We start from the raw sequence: 21,544 nt of genomic DNA, 5'->3' as shown, positions 1-21,544 counted from the left end.
AAAAAATAAATAAGCATATTTGATATTAATGATTAAAAATTTGCTTATGTAAAATTATGGAAGATACTAATGGAACCGCCGAATAACCAGAATCGTAACGATGAATTCCCGCCACGACCCAAGACTAACCCACAAGAATTCCCTTTAATACATGAAAATTTGCTGGCAGAAGAAGCCAAATATAAATGGCAGCCTTCCCAGAATAGGGAACCTGATCTCCCTGTTCGCCCTTTTCTTGTACCGGAAGAGCACATTACCGATACCGAACCTATTTTAAAAAAGCCAGCCGTCAAAAAATTCGCTGAGCCGATAGAAGAACCCCCAAAACCTGTTCTTACCACTCATAATATTCGTCGCATCTGGATATTGGTTGGAATAGCCGTTTCTGTTTTAATAATCGGCGTTGTTATACTAATAACGATGCTGGCAATACAAACCAAAGAAACTTTGGTTATTATAAATACCACCACTGCGGCAGCAACCACTACTACCCCACAACTCAGTGGCAAGGTAATTGCACCTGCTTCGGTTGTGGCAACTTCTACCGTTGCTAATACGCCAACTTCCAAACCGACAATTGGAAACACTCCTACGCCTGCACCGCTTCTCAAACAGGTAGTGGCTATTAACTGTGGCGGTGGTGCGGATGGGTCTTTCGTTACGGACGCATTTTTTACCTCTGCCGGAGTTAGCTATGTGGTAACCAATACAATCGATATGAGTAATGTAGCCTTCCCCGCACCGGTTTCGGTTTACCAGAGCCAGCGGATAGGTAACATAAATTATATAATCCCAAATCTCAAGCCTAATTCTTCTTATATTATCCGGCTACATTTTGCCGAACTCTATATTAACAGTCCCGGTATGCGCTTTTTTGATGTAATAATCAACCAATCTCAGGTATTGTATAACTTTGATCTTTACAATGCCGCGGGCGGTATGTTTAAGGCGCTTGTTAAAGAATTCCCTACGCAAGCTGACGCTAACGGGCAGATATATATTGCGTTCAGGGCAGGAACAGCGGAGTGGCCTGTTATAAACGGCATAGAAGTCCTTAGTAACATAGCGCCTACCCCGGTTCCGGCTACGGCTACTCCGTACCCGGTATTGCCGACCAGTACACCTATATTGTTTACCGCTACTCCATTTAAACCGGCTACCACGCTGCCTCCAACCCCTAGCCCCATTCCTGCCAGCAACATTGAGTATGTCAACTCTATTGGGGGAAATGAACTAAATACACCCAATAGCGTTGCCCTTGATAAGCAAGGAAATATCTATGTAATTAGCGCTATCAAGCACCAATTGTATAAATTCGATAATACCGGGAAATTTATCACAGCCGTGGGCAGCCAAGGAAATGGTGATGGTCAATTCGAGCAACCAAACGGGATTATCGTTGATACACAAGGTAATATTTTCGTAGCAGATACCCGGAACCACCGCATTCAGAAACTGGATAGCAATGGGAAGTTTTTGCTCAAGTGGGGAACGCTAGGTACGGACAACGGGCAATTCGATGGACCGATTGGGTTAGCGCTAGATTCTAAAAATAATCTATACGTAGTGGAAAATGGTAACAATAGAATCCAGATATTTTCTAGCAACGGGGTATATATCGGAAAATTGGCAGGGCAGGGCACCGGAAGATTCACTTCTCCGTCCGGTGTTGCCGTAGACCAACAGGGCAACATTTTTATTACCGATACCAGTAACAATCGCGTTCAGATGTTCAATAGCGACCTCCAGTTTGTAACCAGATGGGGTAGCGCAGGAATCGGCGATAACCAGTTTGACAAACCTAAGGGAATTGCGGTTGATGAGCAGGGCTTTATCTATGTCGCAGATAGCAATAACGGACGCATTCTTAAATTCAATAATGTTGGGAAGTTAATTGCTCAGTTTGGCAGCAAAAGTGAAGGTAAAGAGCAGTTTGGTACGCCCGAAGGGATTTATGTTGACGGGCTAGGACAAATATATGTAGCCGATAGCAGCAAAAACGTGATACACAAGTTGCGCCAAAAATAATCAAAAAAGGCTACAGGTAGTAAATCTCCTGTAGCCCCCACTCTCAATTTAGCCGCATTAGCTTAAGCCTAACTCCTGACGATAAAAGTTCAGATACTGCTGGGCTGAAGAAGTCCACGAATAGTCACGCTGCATATTCTTGCGTATAAGATCCTGCCAAAGATTCGGTTGGTGGTACACCGCTAAAGCGCGATCAATTGCCGCAAGCAAATGTACCGGTTCGTATGAACCAAAGCTGAAGCCGTTACCTACGCCCGAATCAGGGTAATATTCCTGCACAGTATCCACCAAACCACCGGTATGCCGGACAACGGGTATTGAACCGTAACGCATAGCGATCAGTTGCCCTAATCCACAAGGCTCAAAGCGTGAAGGCATCAGGAACATGTCACTTCCGGCGTAGATTTTGGGAGCAATGTCGGCGTGGAAACCTAGAATAGCGCGCACTTGACTATTAAACCGATGCGATAGCCAATAAAGAAACTCATGATACCCGTACTCGCCGGTGCCAAGCACTATCAATTGTACGCCCTTTTCAAGGATACGCTCAGCCGAAGAAGCTACTAAGTCAAAACCTTTCTGGTCAGCCAACCGCGAAACCATCCCGATTATCGGAATATTGGGGTCAACCGGCAAGCCAAGGCGAGCTTGAAGCTCAGTTTTGTTATCTTCTCGGTTCTCCACCGTTTTCGCAGTATAGTGTGAAATTAGATAAGGGTCGGTAGAGGGATTAAAAATATTATAATCAATCCCGTTTAGGATACCCCAGAGATGTCCCCAACGATAGTTCAACAGCCAATCTAAACCCTCTCCATATTGCGGGGTCAGTATCTCGGAGGCATAAGTAGGGCTGACGGTGCTAACCGCATCGGCATACGCAATGCCACGCCCCATGATATTCACCATACCATCCCTATCACCCCACACTAGTCCTAAATGTGAAAGACCAGCTTGCCCCAACCAATAGGGGCTTAGAACGCCCTGATAAGCAAGATTATGGATAGTAAATACCGATTTAACTCCCGCAAAGAAAGGATCATCACGGTAAATTGTCTTCAAGTAATTAATACAAAGAGCGGTATGCCAGTCATTCGCATGAATCACATCTGGTCGCCAATCCAGACTTTTAAGCATAATCATCACGCCCCGGCAATACACCGCAAAGCGATCACCATCATCAGCATAGCCGTAAACTTTATCACGCTCAAAATGATGCTGGTTTTGAATAAAATAGACCGGCACACGCGCATTAGGGTTATCATTTGGCAATTCGCCTTCAAGAACCTGTATAGAGGTTGTGCCTATACCGATTGGGACATCCAGAGACTCGATTATTTTTCGCAATCCCCATTTGTTAGGATCAACTACATAGTAACGCGGCATCGCTAACCGCACATCATGCCCTAACTCCGCCAACGCTAACGGTAACGAACCGGCAACGTCGGCAAGCCCGCCAACTTTAACAAACGGTGCAATCTCAGCTGCAAGAAAGAGAATTTTCATTTTTGGGTCTGGTTTCTTCTTTTTACTGTGGATAATTTGTTTTTAATTGCCCGGTTTTTTGGATTATTCCATAAAACAGGTGGGGTATAACCCAATTGAGTCATACCCACTGCGGATCATAACCTTTGAGAGAGCACACACAAGAAATCAAACTGCTCTAGCAATACTTATTTCCTTGTTGTTTGCACAGCCGCAGTTACCGTTTCTGCACTACCAAGCTCAAGAGATGGGAAATCTTCTGGCTTAACATCAGTACCGATTTTGCAATTTCGCCCGATTTTAACATTAGCTGGCAATTGGGCACGTTTACCAATAATTGTAATACCGGTATTCAGTTTATGGGGTTCAAATTTATTAGGTGTAGTATCATCACCATAACCGATAATACTGCCTTCGCCAATAATTACCTCTTTATCAATTACGGTCTTGTCGATTACCGAGCCTTTGCCAATAACCGAATCGATCATAATAATAGAGTCGCGTACAATCGCCCCTTCTTCCACAATAACACCCGGTGATAATACGCTATTGATAACCTGACCATGCACCTGGCAACCATGCGAGATGAGGCTGTCTTTCACATTGGCAGATGCTTCGATTACCGCAGAAGGACGTTCCTCGCTACGGGTATAAACCACCCAACTGCGTTCGTACAGGTCAAGTTCAGGCGGATCCTGTAACAATTCCATATTGGCTTCCCAATATGAATGTACCGTACCCACATCACGCCAGTAACCGTCAAAAGTATAGGCATAAAGCTTATCGCCGGCATTCAGCATTCCCGGAATGATACTATGACCGAAATCGTGCTTGCTGCTAGAGTCCTGTGCATCTTTGGTAAGCTTTTCAATCAGATAATTTTTATTGAAAACATAAATACCCATTGATACTAAATTGCTCTTTGGCTGTTTGGGCTTTTCCTGAAATTCAACTACACGCCCTTCGTCATCGGCTGCCACTATACCGAAACGATGCGCTTCTTCGAGAGGGACTCGCATAACCCCTACCGTAGCTTCTGCCCCCTTTTCGCGGTGCAGTTGCAACATAGGGCGATAGTCCATTTTATAGATATGGTCACCGCCGAGGATAAGCACATATTCAGCGTCTGTTTCTTCCAACTCGTTGATATTTTGGTAAACAGCGTCAGCAGTGCCCCTATACCAATCCGAGTCTTTGCGTCCCAAATAGGGCGATACCATACGGACTCCGCCATGCAAGCGGTCTAAATCCCACGGTTTGCCATTACCGATATGGTCATGCAGGGAAAGAGGGCGGTATTGTGTCAATACCAGAATATCGAACAAGCCGGAATTAACGCAATTGCTAAGAGCAAAATCAATAATTCGATATTTTCCGGCGAAAGGCACAGCAGGTTTAGCACGTTTCTCAGAGAAAATACTCAAACGTTCGCCCTGACCACCCGCCAAAATGATGGTCAACACATTTCTATTTGGTCGGCTCATAGATATTATTCCTCAATTCGGCTATCAAGCATATTAATTCAGGAGGTAAGAATTTGCACCTAATATTTTATACTATTATAACCGGAATAAGCTAGCTTCTCAAATGGAAATCATAGTTGCTTTTGAATGTATTATCAAAAAGTTTGGTTTTTATTTGGTCTTGTTGTAACTTGCAAATTTGGTTTATACTAGAATTAGAAATTGCTACGCTATAAGTCTGTTTTGTTTTAATCACCTCTTTTCTTTTTATATACGTTTCAGTTGTGAAGCAAATTTGTTTTTAAAGTGTCTCAAAGGTGAGCATTATGAGTATAAATGATTCTCTTTATAAGAGCTTGGGTTATGGGGTACTAGATATCAATCTTGGAAAGTGGGACAGAAGCAATGATGTGGCGGGTTATAGTTATGTAAACCATGCTAATCAAGATAACAAGTATTTAACCCGTGAATTTTTACGTATATTAGGTAAACGCTTCTCACCTACTGAAGCCTTCGCGATTAAGAATGAGGTGGAACAATATCGTGCAGAGCTAGAATGTCTCTATAGCCCCTCTGTAGGTGCAATAGGACACATTTCATTTGAGAAAGCAGCACAAGATTGGTACAACCTACATGGGGTTGAGTTTGAAAAACAATGGTATTTAAACATGCCATTGGAAATCCACTTTGCCCGTACCGGGCGCGAACATGTGAAGGGGCGTTGGTTACGGATATTAAACCCAGATTTTCTAGCTTTCTGTGAGGCTGGCTTCTCACCATCAAATATTTATTATGGGTTAAAGGCTGTCGGACAAAGCAATCTGCTAAATATTATCCTAACTTGGGTCAATGCGGATAAGGCAAAGTTAGCACAACTCTGGGTTAAATTAGCCGCATATTTGATGGGGTTCTGTATAGATAATAATAAAATGGCAAAAGCGATGACAGAGATAACCCTACACGCAACTCGATTGAGTTTCAAATTAGGATATCCGGTTGGAACTGCCGAAGTGGCGCTTGATTACTTCCAAAGGCTGGAATTATCTGGGTTGGGAATAGAAGCAATAACCGGAGTAACTTCTGCAATTGATATTAATAAAGTAATAGTGCAGGCGAGTAGGCTTGGAATGGGAGGATGACCAAAAAAGGGTTAAGCAGCGCAACCAACAAGCTTTCACCCTGCTTTTCCATAGTCGAAAAATAGCCTTTAATTCGGCAAAGTAGTTGGCACCCACCCGATACAGAATGTGGACGCGCTTGAAAGCTAATGTACCCACCCCCGTTGCCTGAGTATCTGGAAACCTAACAAACCGAGTTGCACCTCATATTTCGTTCCGGTAAATTCCGGGTGATACTCAAAACGCGCCCGCTCGAAATATTGCACCACATAGCTTTTGCCATCAGTGCCAGTTTCGGAGTAGGCTTCGCTCACCGGATAGCCAAAAATTGAAAGACCACCGTTTTGCTGCCAGTAACCTTTAAATCCAAAACCGAGATAATGCCCAGTTTCAGCGAAATAAAGGCGGTCTGCCGGTAACGGATTTGCTGGAACGGCAGCACGTGGGAATGAGCGGCAAGCCGAAGTTAATATGTCATTACCCAGCAAACCTAACAAGACTTCGTAGGGGGTTCCGGTAAATTCGGGATGATACTCAAAGCGTTCCCGCTGGAAATATTGCACCAGATATTTCTTGCCGTCAGTGCGACTCTCTTCTTGAAACGGTTCGGTGAGCGGGAAGCCGAACAAATCCAGTCCACCGTATTTTATCCAATATTTCAGGAAAACACCGCTCAAAGTATGTCCTGTTTCAGAAAAGTAGAATGTCCCGTCCGGGTTAGAAGGCGAATATTGATTCGCAGGCGGCGCGACCTTATCAATCGGTAAGCCGAGAACGCCGGGGTCAGGGTTGGCTAAATTTTGGTAGGCATAATAGCCCGCTTTTAGGTACACGGCAATTCCGCTGACTTTATACCCGTTTTTATTATCCGTATCTAGTTTTACCAAACCCCACGCATGGGTTGTATCACCGTCATAGAAATCCTCATACTTAAACCAAAAGATGGTTTGAACCTTGTCAAGATCATTTGCCATTATGGTACTGTAATAGCGCGTCAGGAAATCCGATTGGGCAGCTTCTTCGACGGTTGCGCCACAGCTGTTAGCATTTAGCTGAGCAGGTCGTCCTACCTCAGTAATCCACAACTTGCTGCCATTATCACCTGCCTGTCGCATACGTGCTGCCGCATCTCTGGTGCTGGCAATAGCAGCATTTACATCATCCAGAAAATATGGGTGCCAGCCGATTCCATCCCACGGGAAAGGATTATTATTCACATATTGCTTACTATACTTATAGTCCTGTATCGCCGGAGAGCGATAAATCGCGCTCAAGTAGCCGAGCGGGTCAGTACCGGGCGCACCGGGCGCAATTACCGCTCCGGTTATATACCGTGAATTGGGATGAGTAGGTTTGAGAAGTCGATAAGTATAGGACATCAACGCACCGATACTATCGGGATTTGCGGCGATACCGTACCATATATTTGGCTCGTTCAATATTTCATAAGCTTGCACAGCATCACCGTAATGATCTGTTATTTCTTTGGCGCGTCCTGCAAAAACCCGAATCCAATTGTTAGTACGGTCGGAACGGTCGGCTGGATCATTGAGACGTGGATAATACAAATCAGGGTCGCTGGCACTCTTGCTGGTGATAGTATCCGCTCCCAATAATGCCAGTATCTTTAAATGATAGCGCGGCGCAATATTGAAGATAAAGTCATCATATTTCTGGTAATTAAAAACGCCCCCGCGTATTCCTCCTGCAACATCAGCACGAAATTCTATACGCACCCAACGCACACCCATTAACGCCATCTGTCGAGCCATGTTATCCATAAACTCGTAGTTCATTGTATTTGGGGAGGTGGGGTTAGTATTCCACTCGTACCATGGGTCGCGCCCAACTAGCCCAAATAATTCGGCATTTTGATCATTAGCGGCTCCCACGTCAGGTAATTTCAAAGTGCCACTGGCAAAGCTGGTTATAAATATTCCTGACAGGATTATTGATAAGACTAATAATATTACTTTGCGAGGCATATTCAGTATCTCCCTTTCCAGAAGCGTAAATGGCAGGGTAGGTTAGTGAATTCTACTTTACATATTATAACAAAATTCAAATTAATAAAATAAGGTGAAAACTTGCTGGTTATTCCTTACTTCCCAACCTACCCGCCTGAACTTTTACTTGAATTCATTAATAAAGGCGCGGGTCTTACGTTGGCTCTCTAACGTGAGATTCCAAGTATCAAGCATGCGGAGTTGGTGTAGTGGGAACAGTCGGTGAGGGTGAAGGAGTTGTTTGTGCGCGAGTAGCAGTAGTACCAATTGTACCGATTGCAGTTGTGGTAGGAACAAGAGTCTCAGTTGTTGGAGATAATGAGGGCGTAGGTGTAAAAGGCGGCGAGGTGGGAATCGGTGTTGCCGTAGGCTGAGATACTATTCTAACCGTTACGGTGGGAGGGTTTATAACTTTAAGACCATCCGGCGCAGTTATCTTAACAGGCACATCCGAGTACACCCCAACCCCCTTACCTTCTAGGTCTACTTCAACCTTAACTTCTTCGAGTTTGAATTGTTTTTGCTGCAAGTCTTGGAATACCTTGTAAGGACCACTAAGAGTTATAGTAATGAGGGAGGGTGTAATATCATAGCGCAGACCGGGACCAATATTAATTTGCAATACCTGATATTCCAGACTGGTTGAAAAATCCAACGGTAGAATAGCAATCCGCACTTTGGCGCGTTTATTATCGGCAGAAACTAGTACATCCTTTGGTTGAACCAAAGCAACGTCAAGCACAATATCGCTGCTTGCGCCGCTCACATCTACCGGTTCTGTTTCAACATAATTGATTTGGCTTATTACATTAGGTTCGCCAAAAATAGTTACGAATTGAGGGTCACGCGAGGCTGAACCGACCACATAACCCAAAGCGGGTTGCCCTATTGTAGTTACCCGGATAGGTACATCTCTATTCTGGAAATTCGGATTTACTTTTATATCTACTGTTGCCGTCTCAGGATTAATCGTAACCTGATCCAGTTTTAATTCTATATCATTTGCGCCGAGCAATACGATATTAGTGGTACGTGCCACCAAGGATAAGTTCCGATTTGAAACATCTACACGTGCAACTGTGCGTTTCACTTGTGATACCTGGCTTTCAGGTCCGGATAACTCAATCATTGCTGGGGTAATCTTAATGTCACTGAGCGTATAATCGGGCGACACTTCCCCTACAGGCTGAACTTCTGCTTTGAAATTCGAGATTTTTACTTCTTCAACCTGAATCTCAATCTTTTCAGGTTTTATATTGTAACGCACCCCGTCGGGAACGTGTAATTCCATTTTGAACTGGTCGGTTGTGGGCTTAGTGAGTTTGGTAAGATCAACATAAGGTTTTAGAGAGCTTGAGGTAATACCGGTTAACTTGTCTCGTGGACCACTGACAGTCACTGTAATTGGTTCTTTAGTAGTAGTATTACGAACAATCAAATTAGTGGCGGTAGGATTACGTACTTCCAAAGGAATACCCTCGTAAGTATTGGTCTGTTCTGGGTACACCGTCAAACTTACATAACCCCAAACAAATATAGCCAATATCAAGGCAAGCAGTAAGCGTCCAAGATTGAGATTTTTGAAAATAGTTAGAAAGTCCATAGGAAGAGAAATTACCCGCTTTTTTCCGTAGTCTTGGAAGAAACTTTGGATTGACTACCATTAGGGGTGTTAGGAGCGGCTTCGGGCTTGTTTTTCCCGGTTAATTCTTTCGGGAAAAAATGTGTTAACGAAGCCAACGTTGAGGTAGAAACCCGGCGGATTCGGCGCTTGTTACTCTGCCCACGAGTAGCTACCAATAATGCAATCAGCATATCGGTCAAATCCTCACGCTTCAGGTTGCTATAAAGCTTGCCGGAAACTGCCACCGAAACAGACCCGGTTTCCTCACTTATAACTATCGCTACCGCATCACTATTTTCACTGATACCCAGTGCCGCCCGGTGTCTAGTCCCGTAATGTTGCTGGATACTGGTATTATCGGTGAGCGGTAGAATTGCCGCGGCAGCTATAATTTGATCACCCCTTATAATCACCGCACCATCATGCAATGGAGTATTCGGAACAAAAATATTAACCAATAATTGCTCTGAAACTCGCCCCTCTACCAAAATACCACGACTCTTGGTAATCACATCCTGTAGACCTGTACCGCGCTCAATTACAAATAGTCCACCCCATTGTTGCGAACTTAATGTGTAACAGGTTTTGACCACTTCCGAAATCATTATCCGAATGGCATCTTCAGTTCGCTGAGTGAGAGGGCGATTAAACCAATCACTGGTATGCCCGATTTGTTCAAGGGCACGTCGTATTTCAGGGGCAAAAACAACCGGAATGGCAACCAAAATAGCCGGTAAGGAGTTTATAACCAGAAAACGCAATACCTGAAAGGGCCAGATATTGACGATTATCAATAGAGATACGATCAAGATAATCGCACCCCGCATTAATACCAGAGCGCGTGTACCCTGTAGCAGAGATAGCAGCCCATAAATTAACAGAGCTACTATTATAATTTCAATGGCTGCAACCAAGTCAAGCCTAGAAAAAAGGCTTGCCAGTAATCCCAATAGTGCGTCCATGCGTTCTCAAATCCAGAACCGTAGCCCTATATCAACGGGCTAGTATAAAACCAAGCGGTTCATTTAACCTTTTCAGGTCCAAGTTGTCCGGTTTCTAATGCCTTTTGCTTAGCTTGTTCCTGTAAATTTTTTGCTCTTTCGTTTTCCGGTTCGCGTTTTAAGATTTGCCCGTACAAGCGGTAGGCTTCCCCGAATCTATTCACATTTTTCAGAACATCCGCCAACGTAAAGTAGGCACGGGTATCATCCGGTGTTAACGCGATAACCTGATGAAGCGCACCGATAGCTTCTTGAGGATTACCGTTTTGAAGGCAAATCTGAGCAATAGTACGTTGTTCTTCGATTGCATCTTTAATACGTCCCGCCAGAATATGAATATTCACCAGTTGCTGGCGAGCTTCAATATCGGCGGGTGCGATGCGTACAATCCGATCATAAAGGTCATAAGCTTTTTGCTGGTTATTCATCATCATATAAACTTCAGCGCCTTTTTGTAGGCTGCGTACCGCATCTTTCATGCGCCCATTCTTACGCTGCAACTCTGCCAGTTCATCGAGTTCAGCCAGACCTTGTTCGGTCAACCCACGCTGCAAATATACTTGGCTAAGTTTGTCTCTCACTTCAATTCGGTTAGGGGCGATACGCTCCATCTCTCTGAGCACATCAATCATATTTTCTACTTGATTAAGTTTCTCAAAGTGGTCGGCTAGCTCACCTAATTCGGCTAACGCATCTGGCAATTGCCCCTGTTCAAAAAATAGCTCTGCCAATTGAAAATAAACGTCTCTCTCATAGGGCAACAGACGTTTGACGGTTCGCAACGCTTTAATTGCGTACTCCGATTGTCCTTGTGCGCCAAAAGCCTTTGCCAATTTACGATAAATGACGGATTGTGAAGGTAGAGAGCCATATCTGAAGGTAGAAGGCGCAAAATTTTGTACATCCACTTTATCCATATAAGAAACCACTTTGCTAAGAGCTTCTACCGCATCGGCATATCGGCTTTTATCAAGATAAATTTGCCCTAATTCCCAGCTAGCCAGCAATTCATAATCGCGATTTGAGAGTGAGCCGGAAGCAGCACGAATTGTCTCATCTAATGAACGTATGGCAAATTGCCACAGTTGCGATTCAACATACAAACAACCAATGGCGTAGCTAATACCGGGGTTGTTAAATACCATCTGGGCTTGCCTGTATTCCGTAATCACTTTTTCGCGGGTAGCTTTATCCTGCCCAATTACATCCAGTACACTCTTGAAGCTAGTCCAACGAACGTCGCCTTGATCTGTAATAAAAATAGTTATATTAAGAAGACACAAGGCTCGTAAATTGTAAGGCTCTAGTTCAAGGGCGCGTCTAAACTCGGCAAGCGCTTCATTATGTCGCTCAAGTTGATTAAACAACTCACCATATTTTAGCCTGATTGGAGCACTATTAGGCGCGAGGCTTCGCAATTTGCGGCATTCTTCGAGGGCACGGTCAAGCTGTCCACTACGAATATAGCCCTCAATAGTATCGAGTAACAATTCTGCGGCTTCTTCCTTAAAACCATTGGTCATTAAAAGGTTGGCGAGTTTTCCGCGCAACGCCATATTTTGTGGGCTGATTGTAGCCAAACGCCGAAATGACCAGATTGATTTTTCAGAATCGTTGCGTAAGTTATAGAGATCAACAATAAATTGGTATTTTACACGCGCATGTTCAAACCAGCCCTTTTTAACAAAAATCTCAGCCAAAATAGCTTGTGCAGGCAGATAATTCGGGAAATAGCGTATAAGCTCATGAGAAGCATCTATTGCCGCTTGCAGTAAATCCCGCTTCATAAATTCTTCTGCTGCTCTAAGATAAGGACCAGCATATTGGTTTATATCGAGATTTATTAGCTCGGTTGGAAAGACTGAAAGAATTTGCGGTATTCCACCGGAATCTGGTGCAACAACAGTTTTGGCAGGCTCGTTAGCATCATCTGAAAGTGCCTCGAAATCTTCCTCGTCCTGATTCTGGCTAGGTTTGGAGAAAGTAATTGTGTTGCTATAACCCGGAATCTGGGAGGTATCCAGCAACTCTTCGCCAAACTTGCTCTCTTGTCCCAAATTGTCAGTAGTTGTTTTTTGTATTATCGGTTCTTGTGGTTCTTCCGAGGCAAGTGTTGACTCAATCGGGGAATTTAGTTCGCGCGCTCTGACAAGGGCAAGAGTAGTTTTTTCAGTCCTGAAATTATTTTCCCGGATAAAATCCGCCAATCGCTGGTAAAGAAGCGCAGCGCCGGGTAGGTCGCCTTTCTTTTCATAAGTATCAGCGGTAATCTCATACATTCCGATCAATTCATCAACGGCGCTCTCATCAATAATAGAGAGATCGATACTACTTAGTGCTAATTCGTAGGCTTCAACCGCTTGGTCATATTGATGCATGCCTTCATAAGCTTGTCCAAGCGAAAAATAAGCCGATGCCCCATATTCTGGGTCTTTGACAGCTATGGTAAGGTTTGGAATAGCCTGCTCAAATTGACGTTCCTGAATATAGAGTTGACCGAGGCTGTAATAAACATCTGCACGCTCAGCGCCTGCCTCAATTGCCATCTCATAGTGGCGAATTGCACGACCTACTTCGCCACGTTCAAGATATGATTCCGCATCTGCAATTAGTTGGGTGGCATCCGAAACCGGCGCTACTACAACCGGCGGTTCAGGCTGCGCCACGGTGGTCGGAGGAAGGGATTCAGGAGTAGGAGAGCCATAATTCTCGTTTATTTCAGGCAAATCATCTAAGTCGGGCAGATCAGAGGTATTTATTACTTCTACTGTCCCATTCGTAAGTTGCTTTATTAGAACGGGAGCATCATTATTGTTCGGATCAAGCTTTAAAACATCGTTAAGTATCTCAAGCGCTTGCGTATTATCTGCTTTGCGAATATAGTACTTTGCAAGTTCAACCCCAACCGAAGCCGCCGAAGGATTATCACCTTGATTAACATAGATTTCGATAATGTCGTAATAAGCTTCAGTATGATTTTCATCTAATGCAATAATATCGCTGAGGGCTTCAATCTGTCCAACCGCTTGGTTATTTTCACGGGCTATATCGCGCAAACGAAAGAGTATAGCTATTGCATCTTCAGTACGTGCAAGCTTTGCCAAAGTCTCAGCATAGCCACGTAAAATTTCCAGGTCTTTCGCCCGTAATCTGGCAAGAGGCTCAAACTGAACTAATGCTTGGTCTGCTCTACCCATGCGAAGCAAAGAAAGAGCAACACCATAACGAGCATCCAAATCCTTCTTGAATTCAGTAGCAGCACGATAGTATTCGCGTAGAGCTTGGTCCCATTGATCCTTATCCCGGAACTCGCGCCCTCGCACCATAGCTTCATCGAATATTTGCCTGTTTTCAGCCATATTTTAATCCCAACCTTGCAGTCGCGGCAGTGTGGCGCGGAAAGTTCATTATATCAGGGCAATATTAATCATCTGCTCAACATAATTCCAGGAATTTAATTATAGCATCAAGTGTAAAGGCATGAAAAGTCATAATGCAACTATTTTAAGCTTTATTTATAAATTAATAATTTCGGTCCTCTGTAGGGCTTGTGGCGCTTTCCATTAAACCTAAAAGTTGCATTGCTTCTTCATTTGTTTCCCCACATGTATCCGGTGCCGGCATAAAGTTATTGCAAACTTCCGGTCGTTCCGGTTTGCCAAAAATAGTACATAAATTAGCTGCATTTAAATTGATACAGCGAACCCCGGCGGGCTTACCCTTGGGCATTCCGGGAATGGGGGAGGAAATTGAAATGACTATACAACACGCGCCACAGCCAACTCGACATTCCATTGCTCAATATCTCACTTCAAACCCGTGATAAGTTCCTGTAAAATCGCTCCAATCAATATTGATTTCGCGAACTCTGGCTGGAGTTGGGCCGGTGTACAACAAATCGAGAAGATTCTCAAGGCGAGATTTAGTACCTTCTGCCTCAAGCTCCACCAGCGAGTGATCAAAGCGATTATTGCGCACCCATCCGGTCAACTCAAGTCGAGCAGCATGATATAAAACAAACTGGCGATAACCTACGCCTTGCACCCGCCCATGCACTTGCGCTCTCAAATTTCGTTTCTGGGAAATCTCATCAGTCATCTTTACACCGTCTTATTTTTTATCACTATCTTTGCACTTTTGGCATATTTAAATGGTTTTGGAGTATAACACTACAATAGGTATAAATTCCATCCCTGAGTGAACAAGCGCTATGCAATAGATTGGCAAGGTTGGGAGGAAGGGCTAAATTAGCAAGCTCAAGGGCACAGTGAATATTTTAGATTTTCGCAATAAGGTGTAGTTCGAAGCCTTGTCAGAGTGATTGCCCTGCCATCAAAGCGCAGGACAGGGCAATCTTTGAAATAATTAGCTAGGTATAGTACCGTCCACGCCTTCAAAGAAGTAGTTGAGTGCGAGAATGTCGGCATCGGTTAATTTTGCGCCTTCTGCAACCTTAACAGCACCCTTCTGATCCTTGATAGGACCAGCATAGACCTCGAAAGTACCAGCTTTTAATGCCGCTTTCTTATCTTCAACCAGCTTCTTGACATCATCGGGTACAACGGTGTTTAGCGGTGAAAGGTCAACCACGCCTTCTTTGTAACCGCCAAAGTATTCACCAGACTTCCAAGTTCCGGCAATTGCCGCCTTTACGCGGTCAACGTAGTAAATACCCCAGTTCCAATATGGCGAAGCAAGGTGCGCTTTAGGAGCATAGCTTTCCATGATGGAGTCATTGCCGAAAGCGTATTTCCCGGCTTCTTGAGCAGCCTGAAGGGTCGAAGGAGTATCCTGATGCTGTCCCAGAATATCGCAACCGGCATCGAGCAAGCTCTTGGCAGCGGTTTTCTCAATGGCAGGGTCGTACCAAGTGTTAGTCCACACTACCTTAACTTTGGCGGTAGGATTCACTGAGCGCACACCGAGGGTAAAGGCATCAATACCACCGATAACTTCGGGGATAGGATAAGCCGCTACGTAACCGATTAGGTTGGTTTTGGTAAGTTTACCGGCAACAATACCTGCCAAATAGCGCGGCTGGTACTGGCGCACTTGATAAGTTGCCACGTTCTCAGCAGTTTTGTAGCCAGTAGCATGCTCAAAGTACACATTGGGGAACTTCTTAGCAACATTGATAGTAGGATCCATATAGCCAAAGCTGGTGGTGAAAATCATCTTGTTGCCCTTTTGCGCCAAGTCGGTAATAACCCGTTCGGCATCCGCAGGGTTTTCTGGTACATTTTCGATGAAGGTGGTTTCCACGTTAGGTACGTTCTGCTCAAGATACTTACGACCCTGATCGTGAGCATAAGTCCAACCGCCATCACCAACAGGTCCAACATACACAAAAGCAACTTTAAACTTCGTACCACTTGCTGCGGTTGTTCCAGCGGCAGTAGTAGCGCCTGCGGTAGTAGCGCCTGCGGTAGTAGTGGCAACTCCTGTGGTAGAAGCACCAGTTGTAGCGGCTCCGGTAGTAGCTGCCGCAGTGGTTTTGGCTGCCGTAGTAGCTGCGCTAGTGGTAGCAGGGGCGGTGGTAGCAGTAGAGTCACCGCACGCTGCCAGTAGCAGAGTTACCAGCAGTAAAATCCCTGCCAGTAAACCGGCTTTCTTTGAATTACGCATTCTGTCTTCCTCCTGTAAATAAGATTCGGTTCTTCCCCTACCGAATCAACTGAAAACACTAATTTCTATCTCGCCTGAGATAAAGCTGACCCAGCGCCGCGGGTGCTACATTGCCACTACGGTGTTTTCTAGCCCACCATTGGGAGAAAGCTAGGGCGATAATAGTCAACAGGTAAGGGGTCATCCGCAGAAAATAACTGCTGACAGGCACTCCCGCTACCTGTAAACTAAATTGGAAAGCCTCCATGCCTCCAAATAAATACGCGCCCAAAAGAGCGCGCCAAGGATTCCACATCGCAAATATTACCAGCCCTACCGCAATCCAACCACGTCCGGCTGTGATATTTTCTTGCCAACTAGGGCTGTAAGCCAGTGAGACGTATGCCCCACCACAGCCCACCAGCGCGCCGCCCGCCATTGTATACACATAGCGGGTCAGTGTTACCCGTATCCCCTGTGAGTCGGCAGTAGCGGGGCTTTCACCAACCGCTCTGAGCCGCAAACCGGGGCGAGTGCGATATATGAAGAAAAATAGTATGGGCACTAATAAAAAGCTGAGATATACCATCAGGTCTTGTCTGAAAAGAATCTGACCAAGCGCCGGAATATCCGATAATATAGGTAGTTCAATTGGCTTGAAAGAATCGACCGCAGGCTGTCCAACCAGCGAACGCCCAAAGTATGAAGCGATTCCGGTTCCGGCGAGTGTCAAAGCCAAACCGCTTACAACCTGATTCACCCCAATAGTAATACTGAAAAAGGCGTGAAGTAGCGCGGCAGTAGCCCCTGCCGCCATCGCTGCCAATAAGCCGATTACCAAATTTCCGGTGCTGGCAGTAGCCGCAAAGCCCGCTAACCCACCCACCAGCATCATACCTTCCAGACCGAGATTAAGCACCCCGCTGCGTTCTGTCAGAATTTCACCCAGCGTAGCGTAAAGAACCGGGGTTCCGGCGGCAACGGTAGTAGCCAGAAGTTTTATCGCGTCAATATCAGCCATTTACTCCTGACCCTTCTTCTCATTATTCCGGCGCAACGCCCGTAAGTATAGCAAGCGGCGAGAGAGGCTTTCCCCGGCAAGTACACAGAAAAGAATAATTCCCTGCAACATTGTTACCAGCCCGGAAGGAACTCCAATCCGTTGCATGGTAAAGCCGCTCGCCAACAAACCGCCGAACAATACCGCTACCAGCAAAATTGACCATGAATTTAGGCGCGCCAGCCAAGCTACAATGATGGCAGTATAGCCATAACCGGGAGATATACCCTGCTGGAGTCGTCCTGCCACACCAGTGACCTCGCTCATTCCCGCCAAACCCGCAACCGCACCGCTAAGCAAGAATGCAAAAATAATGTTGCGAGTGACTTTTATTCCGGCGTATCTGGCAGTATTGAGATTGTCACCCATAACCTTTAGCTCAAAGCCCCAGCGCGTCCGACCTAACAGCCAGAGGAGAGTCGCGACCACTAACGCTAGAATAAGCCCAAAGTGAATCCGGGTTCCTTCAACGATAATCGGCAAACGCGCCGAATCAGAGAAGGTTGCCGTAACGGGAAAGTTAAAGCCTTTGGGGTCGCGCCACGGACCAAAGATAAAATAATCCGCGAGCAAAACCGCCACATAATTTAACATTAGGCTGCTGATTATTTCGTTCACTTCCAACCAAGCGCGTAAAATTGCCGGAAGCAACGCCCATAATGCACCACCGAGCATGCCAGCCAGCAGCATTGCCGGAATAATCACCCAAGCAGGTAGCGTGGGAAAACCGAGCGCCAGCGCGGTAGCAGCTAAAACCCCGGCATAGAATTGTCCTTCTGCGCCGATATTCCACAGCCGCACCCTGAAAGCGATGGCAACTGCCAGACCGGTCAGCGCAAGCGGGATGGCTTTCACCACCGTTTCGGAGAAATTCTCCACAAAAGCCGAGCGGAATATTTCGCCAAATACAAAACTGGCATCCTTGCCGCTCGCCCACAAAAGTATTGCGGTAATAAAAAGACCCACAAGCACTGCCGTAATCGGTGAGATAATTCCGATGGCAAGTACCAGAGGGTCGAAGGGTCGTTTTATGCCTGAAAAGCTGGATTTCTGAATATCTATTTCTTTGCCGAGTCGCTCTTTGAGGCTCAAGCTACTTCCCCCTTAGCCCCTGCCATCAGCAACCCTATTCTGGAGAGGTTATCAGGAGTCCGTACCGGTGCAACCTCACCAACTAAGCAACCATCATACATCACTAGCAACCTGTCGCTCAATAATAACGCTTCGTCCAAATCTTCCAGAATAAGCAGCACGCCCGCGCCAGCATTTCTAGCTTGTCGCAAACGGTTATGCACATAGGCGGACGCGCCTACATCCAACCCACGAGTAGGATTTGCTACTACCAGAATGCGCGGATTAGCCGCAAGCTCACGCGCCAACAAAAGTTTTTGCAAATTGCCACCCGAAAGTAACCGTGAAGGCGCAAAAGGGTCTCCGGCAGAAATCGAATATTGGGAAATTGCCCCTGACATTTGACGGTTTGCCGCCCGCCGCTTCACGAAAAAACCAAAACCGTATTCCCTGCGCCAGTAATCACGCAAAATAAAGTTGTCTTCCAGATTTAAGCCGGGAGCCAGCCCCACCCCTAAACGATCTTCGGGAACATATGCCAGCCCCAACCTTTGAATCGCACGAACGCCCAAGCCAGTTATCTGATTCTCACCCAACCGGATTGAACCGCCTTCCAAAGGGCGTAAGCCTGCCAGCGCTTCCGCCAGTTCTTTCTGCCCGTTTCCGGCTACACCCACCAACCCTACTATTTCTCCTGAACGCACCTCGAATGTAATTCCTTTGAGGCTTGAGCTAAGCGAATTTCCTTTTGCTTTCAAATCACGTACTAGCAGGGAAGTCAACGGTGGGGTATGGGAATCATTAGTGTGCTCGGCTGCGGGTGGTGCGCCTTCAACCAACCCTAGCTCTTCACGGCTGGTTGCATCAGCTTCACGCCCTATCATCAGACGTGCAATCTGTTCTTTTTCGCCTTCTTCCTCTTTAATGTCGAGCGTGGCAACAGCTTTGCCTGCTTGCAAAATGGTCGCCCGTGAAGCAAGTTTTATCACTTCTTCCAGCTTGTGACTGATAAAAATAATAGAATAACCTTCCGATACAAGACCGCGCAAAGCTTTAAACAGGTCTTCAGTTTCACTGGGGGTAAGGTTTGTAGTAGGCTCGTCCAGCGCAATAATAGTTGCGCCCAGATACAGAACTTTCAAAATTTCGGCGCGCTGCTGCTCGCCCACTGAGAGGCTGCTCACTTTGGCAGAGGGGTTAACCGGCAACCCGTATTTTACGCTTAAGGCTTCCAGTTCGCGCTCTATTTTCTTCAAGCTAGGTATAAAAGGCAGCTTACGGATACCAAGAGCTACATTTTCGGCGACTGTTTGGTTGGGTATCAGTTTGAAATGCTGGTAAACCAAGCCAATTCCATGCGTGATAGCTTCAGCCGGCCCGCGTAGATTTACTCTTTTACCACGCAGATAGATTTCACCTTCATCAGGTCGATAAAGTCCAACCAGAATATTCATCAGGGTACTCTTCCCGGCGCCATTTTCGCCCAGAAGCGCGTGAATTTCTCCGGTTTGTACTTCAAAATTGATCCGGTTATTGGCTATAAGTCCCGGAAAGCGCTTGGTAATATTTACCAGCCTGACAGCCGGAGCTTTGGTATTTTCGCCCATTAATTAGGTTCTACGCTACTCAATATTGCCGGAATTTCGAGCCTGATTAGCAAACACTCATCATTTTGAGAATTATACCCAACTAGCAAGCCGCTGTAATCGGTATTTTGCACAGTTTAACTGCTTAGAATTTGTGCAAAAAACCACAATGTGTCAATTATACACTTTTTCCCTTGTTATTATCAAGTCTGGAATATGAGAATTTTGAGGATTTAACTGGTTTCGATTAGCGGATATTTGGAAATAACCAAGAAACATATTCAATCTTAATTTAAATAGCCAAGCAAATAGCTCACTTGCGAGATAGATACCTTACCTAGTATAAGGTAAAATAATTTTTACCTAGTGAGCTTTGGTTTCGTCAATAATTTGCAATCAATAAGGTAACCCTTAGAAAGGATTACAGGCGATGTCTATAGAAATTGGTCAGTCGTTTCCCGCTTTTGCTTTGCCAAACCAGGATGGGAAAATTGTAAATCTTGCAGATTTTGCGGGGAAATGGTTGGTAGTGTACTTTTACCCAAAGGATGATACAGCGGGTTGTACTATCCAAGGCAAAGGATTTACTGCGAGCAAACAGGATTACGAAGCGGCTAACATTGAAGTGGTGGGTGTAAGCCAAGATGATATTGATTCGCACAAGGGTTTTTGTAATAAATTTGGATTTACAATAGATTTGCTCTCCGATACCGATCACAAACTCATCAATGCCGTAGGATTGGGGCAGGTAGAGTATAGCGGGGTAAAATATTGGAGCCGTACCAGTTACGTAGTTGACCCAGAAGGTAACTTGCGGAAAATTTACGAAAATGTAAAACCTCAAGGTCATGAACTCGAATTGCTTGAAAATATAAAACAACTTCAAGTATTGACCTAAAAAAACCAATCGCCTTTTTTTCTATTTAATGCAGTTTGTACTCGGTATCACCCCTGCCTGAACTGCTACTTAATAAACCACTTATAGTGTTACACGGCATTAAATAAGTTACAAAAAAAACGCGGGTATAATGCCCGCGCTTCTCAATCTTTTTATTCGTCCATAGTCATACGTGGAACGCCACCGCGCCCACTGTGGCGGCGTGAAACCTCGATACGAACCAAAGCTCTACGAAGCGATACCTCGGCACGCAACGCATCTTCTTGGCTGAGGTTAGTGCGATCCTGAAGTAAGTTTTCGGCACGTTTGCGAGCTACCTCGGCGCGCGATAAATCAATCTCATCGCTACGCTCGGCGCTATCCGCCAGCACTATGACCTTATTATTGAAGATTTCGATAAAACCGCCACCGATAGCCAAAGCAGTCTGGTCAGCACCGCGTCTATAGCGTAATTCACCAGCCTGCAACCCACTTAATAGAGGGGCGTGTCTGGGTAAAATACCCAGTACGCCTTCCTCACCCGGTGCGGTGACGTAGTCAACATCTTCATCAAACACCACCCGCTCGGCGGTGACAATTTGCAATCTAAGTGGCATTCCTAAA

General features: G+C 45.4%; 16 protein-coding genes. 3 read left to right on the top strand and 13 right to left on the bottom strand.

The window, feature by feature from the left end; translation table 11 throughout:
- The first annotated feature begins 69 nt into the window (after positions 1-69).
- A complete protein-coding gene (locus tag OZ401_RS18985; RefSeq protein WP_341470093.1) occupies positions 70-2,028 on the top strand; it encodes a malectin domain-containing carbohydrate-binding protein in 1,959 nt (652 codons plus the stop codon).
- A gap of 57 nt (positions 2,029-2,085) precedes the next feature.
- Here the strand turns inward: OZ401_RS18985 and OZ401_RS18980 are convergent, their stop codons facing one another.
- Together OZ401_RS18980 and OZ401_RS18975 are read right to left on the bottom strand one after the other, a co-directional pair.
- Positions 2,086-3,531 carry a glycogen synthase gene (locus tag OZ401_RS18980; RefSeq protein ID WP_341470092.1) on the bottom strand — a complete coding sequence of 482 codons (1,446 nt, stop codon included), beginning with the start codon at positions 3,529-3,531 and terminating at the stop codon, positions 2,086-2,088.
- A gap of 167 nt (positions 3,532-3,698) precedes the next feature.
- A complete protein-coding gene (locus OZ401_RS18975) occupies positions 3,699-4,994 on the bottom strand; it encodes a glucose-1-phosphate adenylyltransferase (protein WP_341470091.1) in 1,296 nt (431 codons plus the stop codon).
- Positions 4,995-5,299: 305 nt separating this feature from the next.
- On the opposite strand from OZ401_RS18975, the gene OZ401_RS18970 reads away from it, so the two are divergent.
- On the top strand, positions 5,300-6,112 hold the full coding sequence (locus tag OZ401_RS18970; protein ID WP_341470090.1) for a hypothetical protein: 813 nt from the start codon (positions 5,300-5,302) through the stop codon (positions 6,110-6,112).
- A 125-nt stretch (positions 6,113-6,237) separates the two neighbouring features.
- Here OZ401_RS18970 and OZ401_RS18965 read toward each other — a convergent pair whose 3' ends face one another.
- From OZ401_RS18965 to OZ401_RS18920, 10 genes are all read right to left on the bottom strand, one after another.
- On the bottom strand, positions 6,238-8,076 hold the full coding sequence (locus OZ401_RS18965) for a hypothetical protein (RefSeq protein ID WP_341470089.1): 1,839 nt from the start codon (positions 8,074-8,076) through the stop codon (positions 6,238-6,240).
- Between the two features lie 208 nt (positions 8,077-8,284).
- Positions 8,285-9,700, bottom strand: a complete 1,416-nt coding sequence (locus OZ401_RS18960) for a CdaR family protein (RefSeq protein ID WP_341470088.1) — start codon at positions 9,698-9,700, stop codon at positions 8,285-8,287.
- 11 nt (positions 9,701-9,711) lie between these two features.
- Positions 9,712-10,683: a diadenylate cyclase CdaA gene (cdaA, locus tag OZ401_RS18955; protein ID WP_341470087.1), complete on the bottom strand. Its 972-nt coding sequence runs from the start codon at positions 10,681-10,683 to the stop codon at positions 9,712-9,714.
- A 59-nt stretch (positions 10,684-10,742) separates the two neighbouring features.
- Complete coding sequence (locus OZ401_RS18950; RefSeq protein ID WP_341470086.1) at positions 10,743-14,081, bottom strand: tetratricopeptide repeat protein; 3,339 nt, start codon at positions 14,079-14,081, stop codon at positions 10,743-10,745.
- 163 nt (positions 14,082-14,244) lie between these two features.
- On the bottom strand, positions 14,245-14,517 hold the full coding sequence (locus tag OZ401_RS25835) for a YkgJ family cysteine cluster protein (RefSeq protein WP_341470085.1): 273 nt from the start codon (positions 14,515-14,517) through the stop codon (positions 14,245-14,247).
- A gap of 3 nt (positions 14,518-14,520) precedes the next feature.
- A complete protein-coding gene (locus OZ401_RS18940) occupies positions 14,521-14,820 on the bottom strand; it encodes an acylphosphatase (protein ID WP_341470084.1) in 300 nt (99 codons plus the stop codon).
- Positions 14,821-15,087: 267 nt separating this feature from the next.
- The gene (locus OZ401_RS18935; protein ID WP_341470083.1) at positions 15,088-16,347 is read right to left on the bottom strand and encodes a BMP family ABC transporter substrate-binding protein; all 1,260 of its coding nucleotides are present in this window, start codon (positions 16,345-16,347) and stop codon (positions 15,088-15,090) included.
- A 58-nt stretch (positions 16,348-16,405) separates the two neighbouring features.
- Positions 16,406-17,347: an ABC transporter permease gene (locus OZ401_RS18930; RefSeq protein WP_341470082.1), complete on the bottom strand. Its 942-nt coding sequence runs from the start codon at positions 17,345-17,347 to the stop codon at positions 16,406-16,408.
- A complete protein-coding gene (locus OZ401_RS18925; RefSeq protein WP_341470081.1) occupies positions 17,348-18,478 on the bottom strand; it encodes an ABC transporter permease in 1,131 nt (376 codons plus the stop codon).
- Positions 18,475-20,064 (bottom strand): ABC transporter ATP-binding protein, encoded by a 1,590-nt coding sequence (locus OZ401_RS18920; protein WP_341470080.1) that lies wholly within the window; start codon positions 20,062-20,064, stop codon positions 18,475-18,477. The genes OZ401_RS18925 and OZ401_RS18920 overlap by 4 nt, the downstream gene beginning before the upstream one ends.
- A 409-nt stretch (positions 20,065-20,473) precedes the next feature.
- Between OZ401_RS18920 and OZ401_RS18915 the strand changes: the two genes are divergently transcribed.
- Positions 20,474-20,941: a peroxiredoxin gene (locus tag OZ401_RS18915; protein ID WP_341470079.1), complete on the top strand. Its 468-nt coding sequence runs from the start codon at positions 20,474-20,476 to the stop codon at positions 20,939-20,941.
- A 152-nt stretch (positions 20,942-21,093) separates the two neighbouring features.
- On the opposite strand, the gene OZ401_RS18910 is transcribed toward OZ401_RS18915, so the two are convergent.
- Positions 21,094-21,537, bottom strand: coding sequence for a F0F1 ATP synthase subunit epsilon (locus tag OZ401_RS18910; protein WP_341470078.1), 444 nt, complete (start codon positions 21,535-21,537; stop codon positions 21,094-21,096).
- Positions 21,538-21,544: the final 7 nt, after the last annotated feature.

Origin of the sequence: Candidatus Chlorohelix allophototropha, assembly GCF_030389965.1 — a bacterium.
Classification (GTDB): domain Bacteria; phylum Chloroflexota; class Chloroflexia; order Chloroheliales; family Chloroheliaceae; genus Chlorohelix; species Chlorohelix allophototropha.
This window is presented reverse-complemented; position numbering and strand designations above follow the sequence as displayed.

Bases quoted from the DNA above. Each gene is read 5' to 3' on its own strand.
- OZ401_RS18985 (WP_341470093.1), top strand. From the start codon at position 70: ATGGAACCGCCGAATAACCAGAATCGTAACGATGAATTCCCGCCACGA.
- OZ401_RS18980 (WP_341470092.1), bottom strand. From the start codon at position 3,531: ATGAAAATTCTCTTTCTTGCAGCTGAGATTGCACCGTTTGTTAAAGTT.
- OZ401_RS18975 (WP_341470091.1), bottom strand. From the start codon at position 4,994: ATGAGCCGACCAAATAGAAATGTGTTGACCATCATTTTGGCGGGTGGT.
- OZ401_RS18970 (WP_341470090.1), top strand. From the start codon at position 5,300: ATGAGTATAAATGATTCTCTTTATAAGAGCTTGGGTTATGGGGTACTA.
- OZ401_RS18965 (WP_341470089.1), bottom strand. From the start codon at position 8,076: ATGCCTCGCAAAGTAATATTATTAGTCTTATCAATAATCCTGTCAGGA.
- OZ401_RS18960 (WP_341470088.1), bottom strand. From the start codon at position 9,700: ATGGACTTTCTAACTATTTTCAAAAATCTCAATCTTGGACGCTTACTG.
- cdaA (WP_341470087.1), bottom strand. From the start codon at position 10,683: ATGGACGCACTATTGGGATTACTGGCAAGCCTTTTTTCTAGGCTTGAC.
- OZ401_RS18950 (WP_341470086.1), bottom strand. From the start codon at position 14,081: ATGGCTGAAAACAGGCAAATATTCGATGAAGCTATGGTGCGAGGGCGC.
- OZ401_RS25835 (WP_341470085.1), bottom strand. From the start codon at position 14,517: ATGGAATGTCGAGTTGGCTGTGGCGCGTGTTGTATAGTCATTTCAATT.
- OZ401_RS18940 (WP_341470084.1), bottom strand. From the start codon at position 14,820: ATGACTGATGAGATTTCCCAGAAACGAAATTTGAGAGCGCAAGTGCAT.
- OZ401_RS18935 (WP_341470083.1), bottom strand. From the start codon at position 16,347: ATGCGTAATTCAAAGAAAGCCGGTTTACTGGCAGGGATTTTACTGCTG.
- OZ401_RS18930 (WP_341470082.1), bottom strand. From the start codon at position 17,347: ATGGCTGATATTGACGCGATAAAACTTCTGGCTACTACCGTTGCCGCC.
- OZ401_RS18920 (WP_341470080.1), bottom strand. From the start codon at position 20,064: ATGGGCGAAAATACCAAAGCTCCGGCTGTCAGGCTGGTAAATATTACC.
- OZ401_RS18915 (WP_341470079.1), top strand. From the start codon at position 20,474: ATGTCTATAGAAATTGGTCAGTCGTTTCCCGCTTTTGCTTTGCCAAAC.
- OZ401_RS18910 (WP_341470078.1), bottom strand. From the start codon at position 21,537: ATGCCACTTAGATTGCAAATTGTCACCGCCGAGCGGGTGGTGTTTGAT.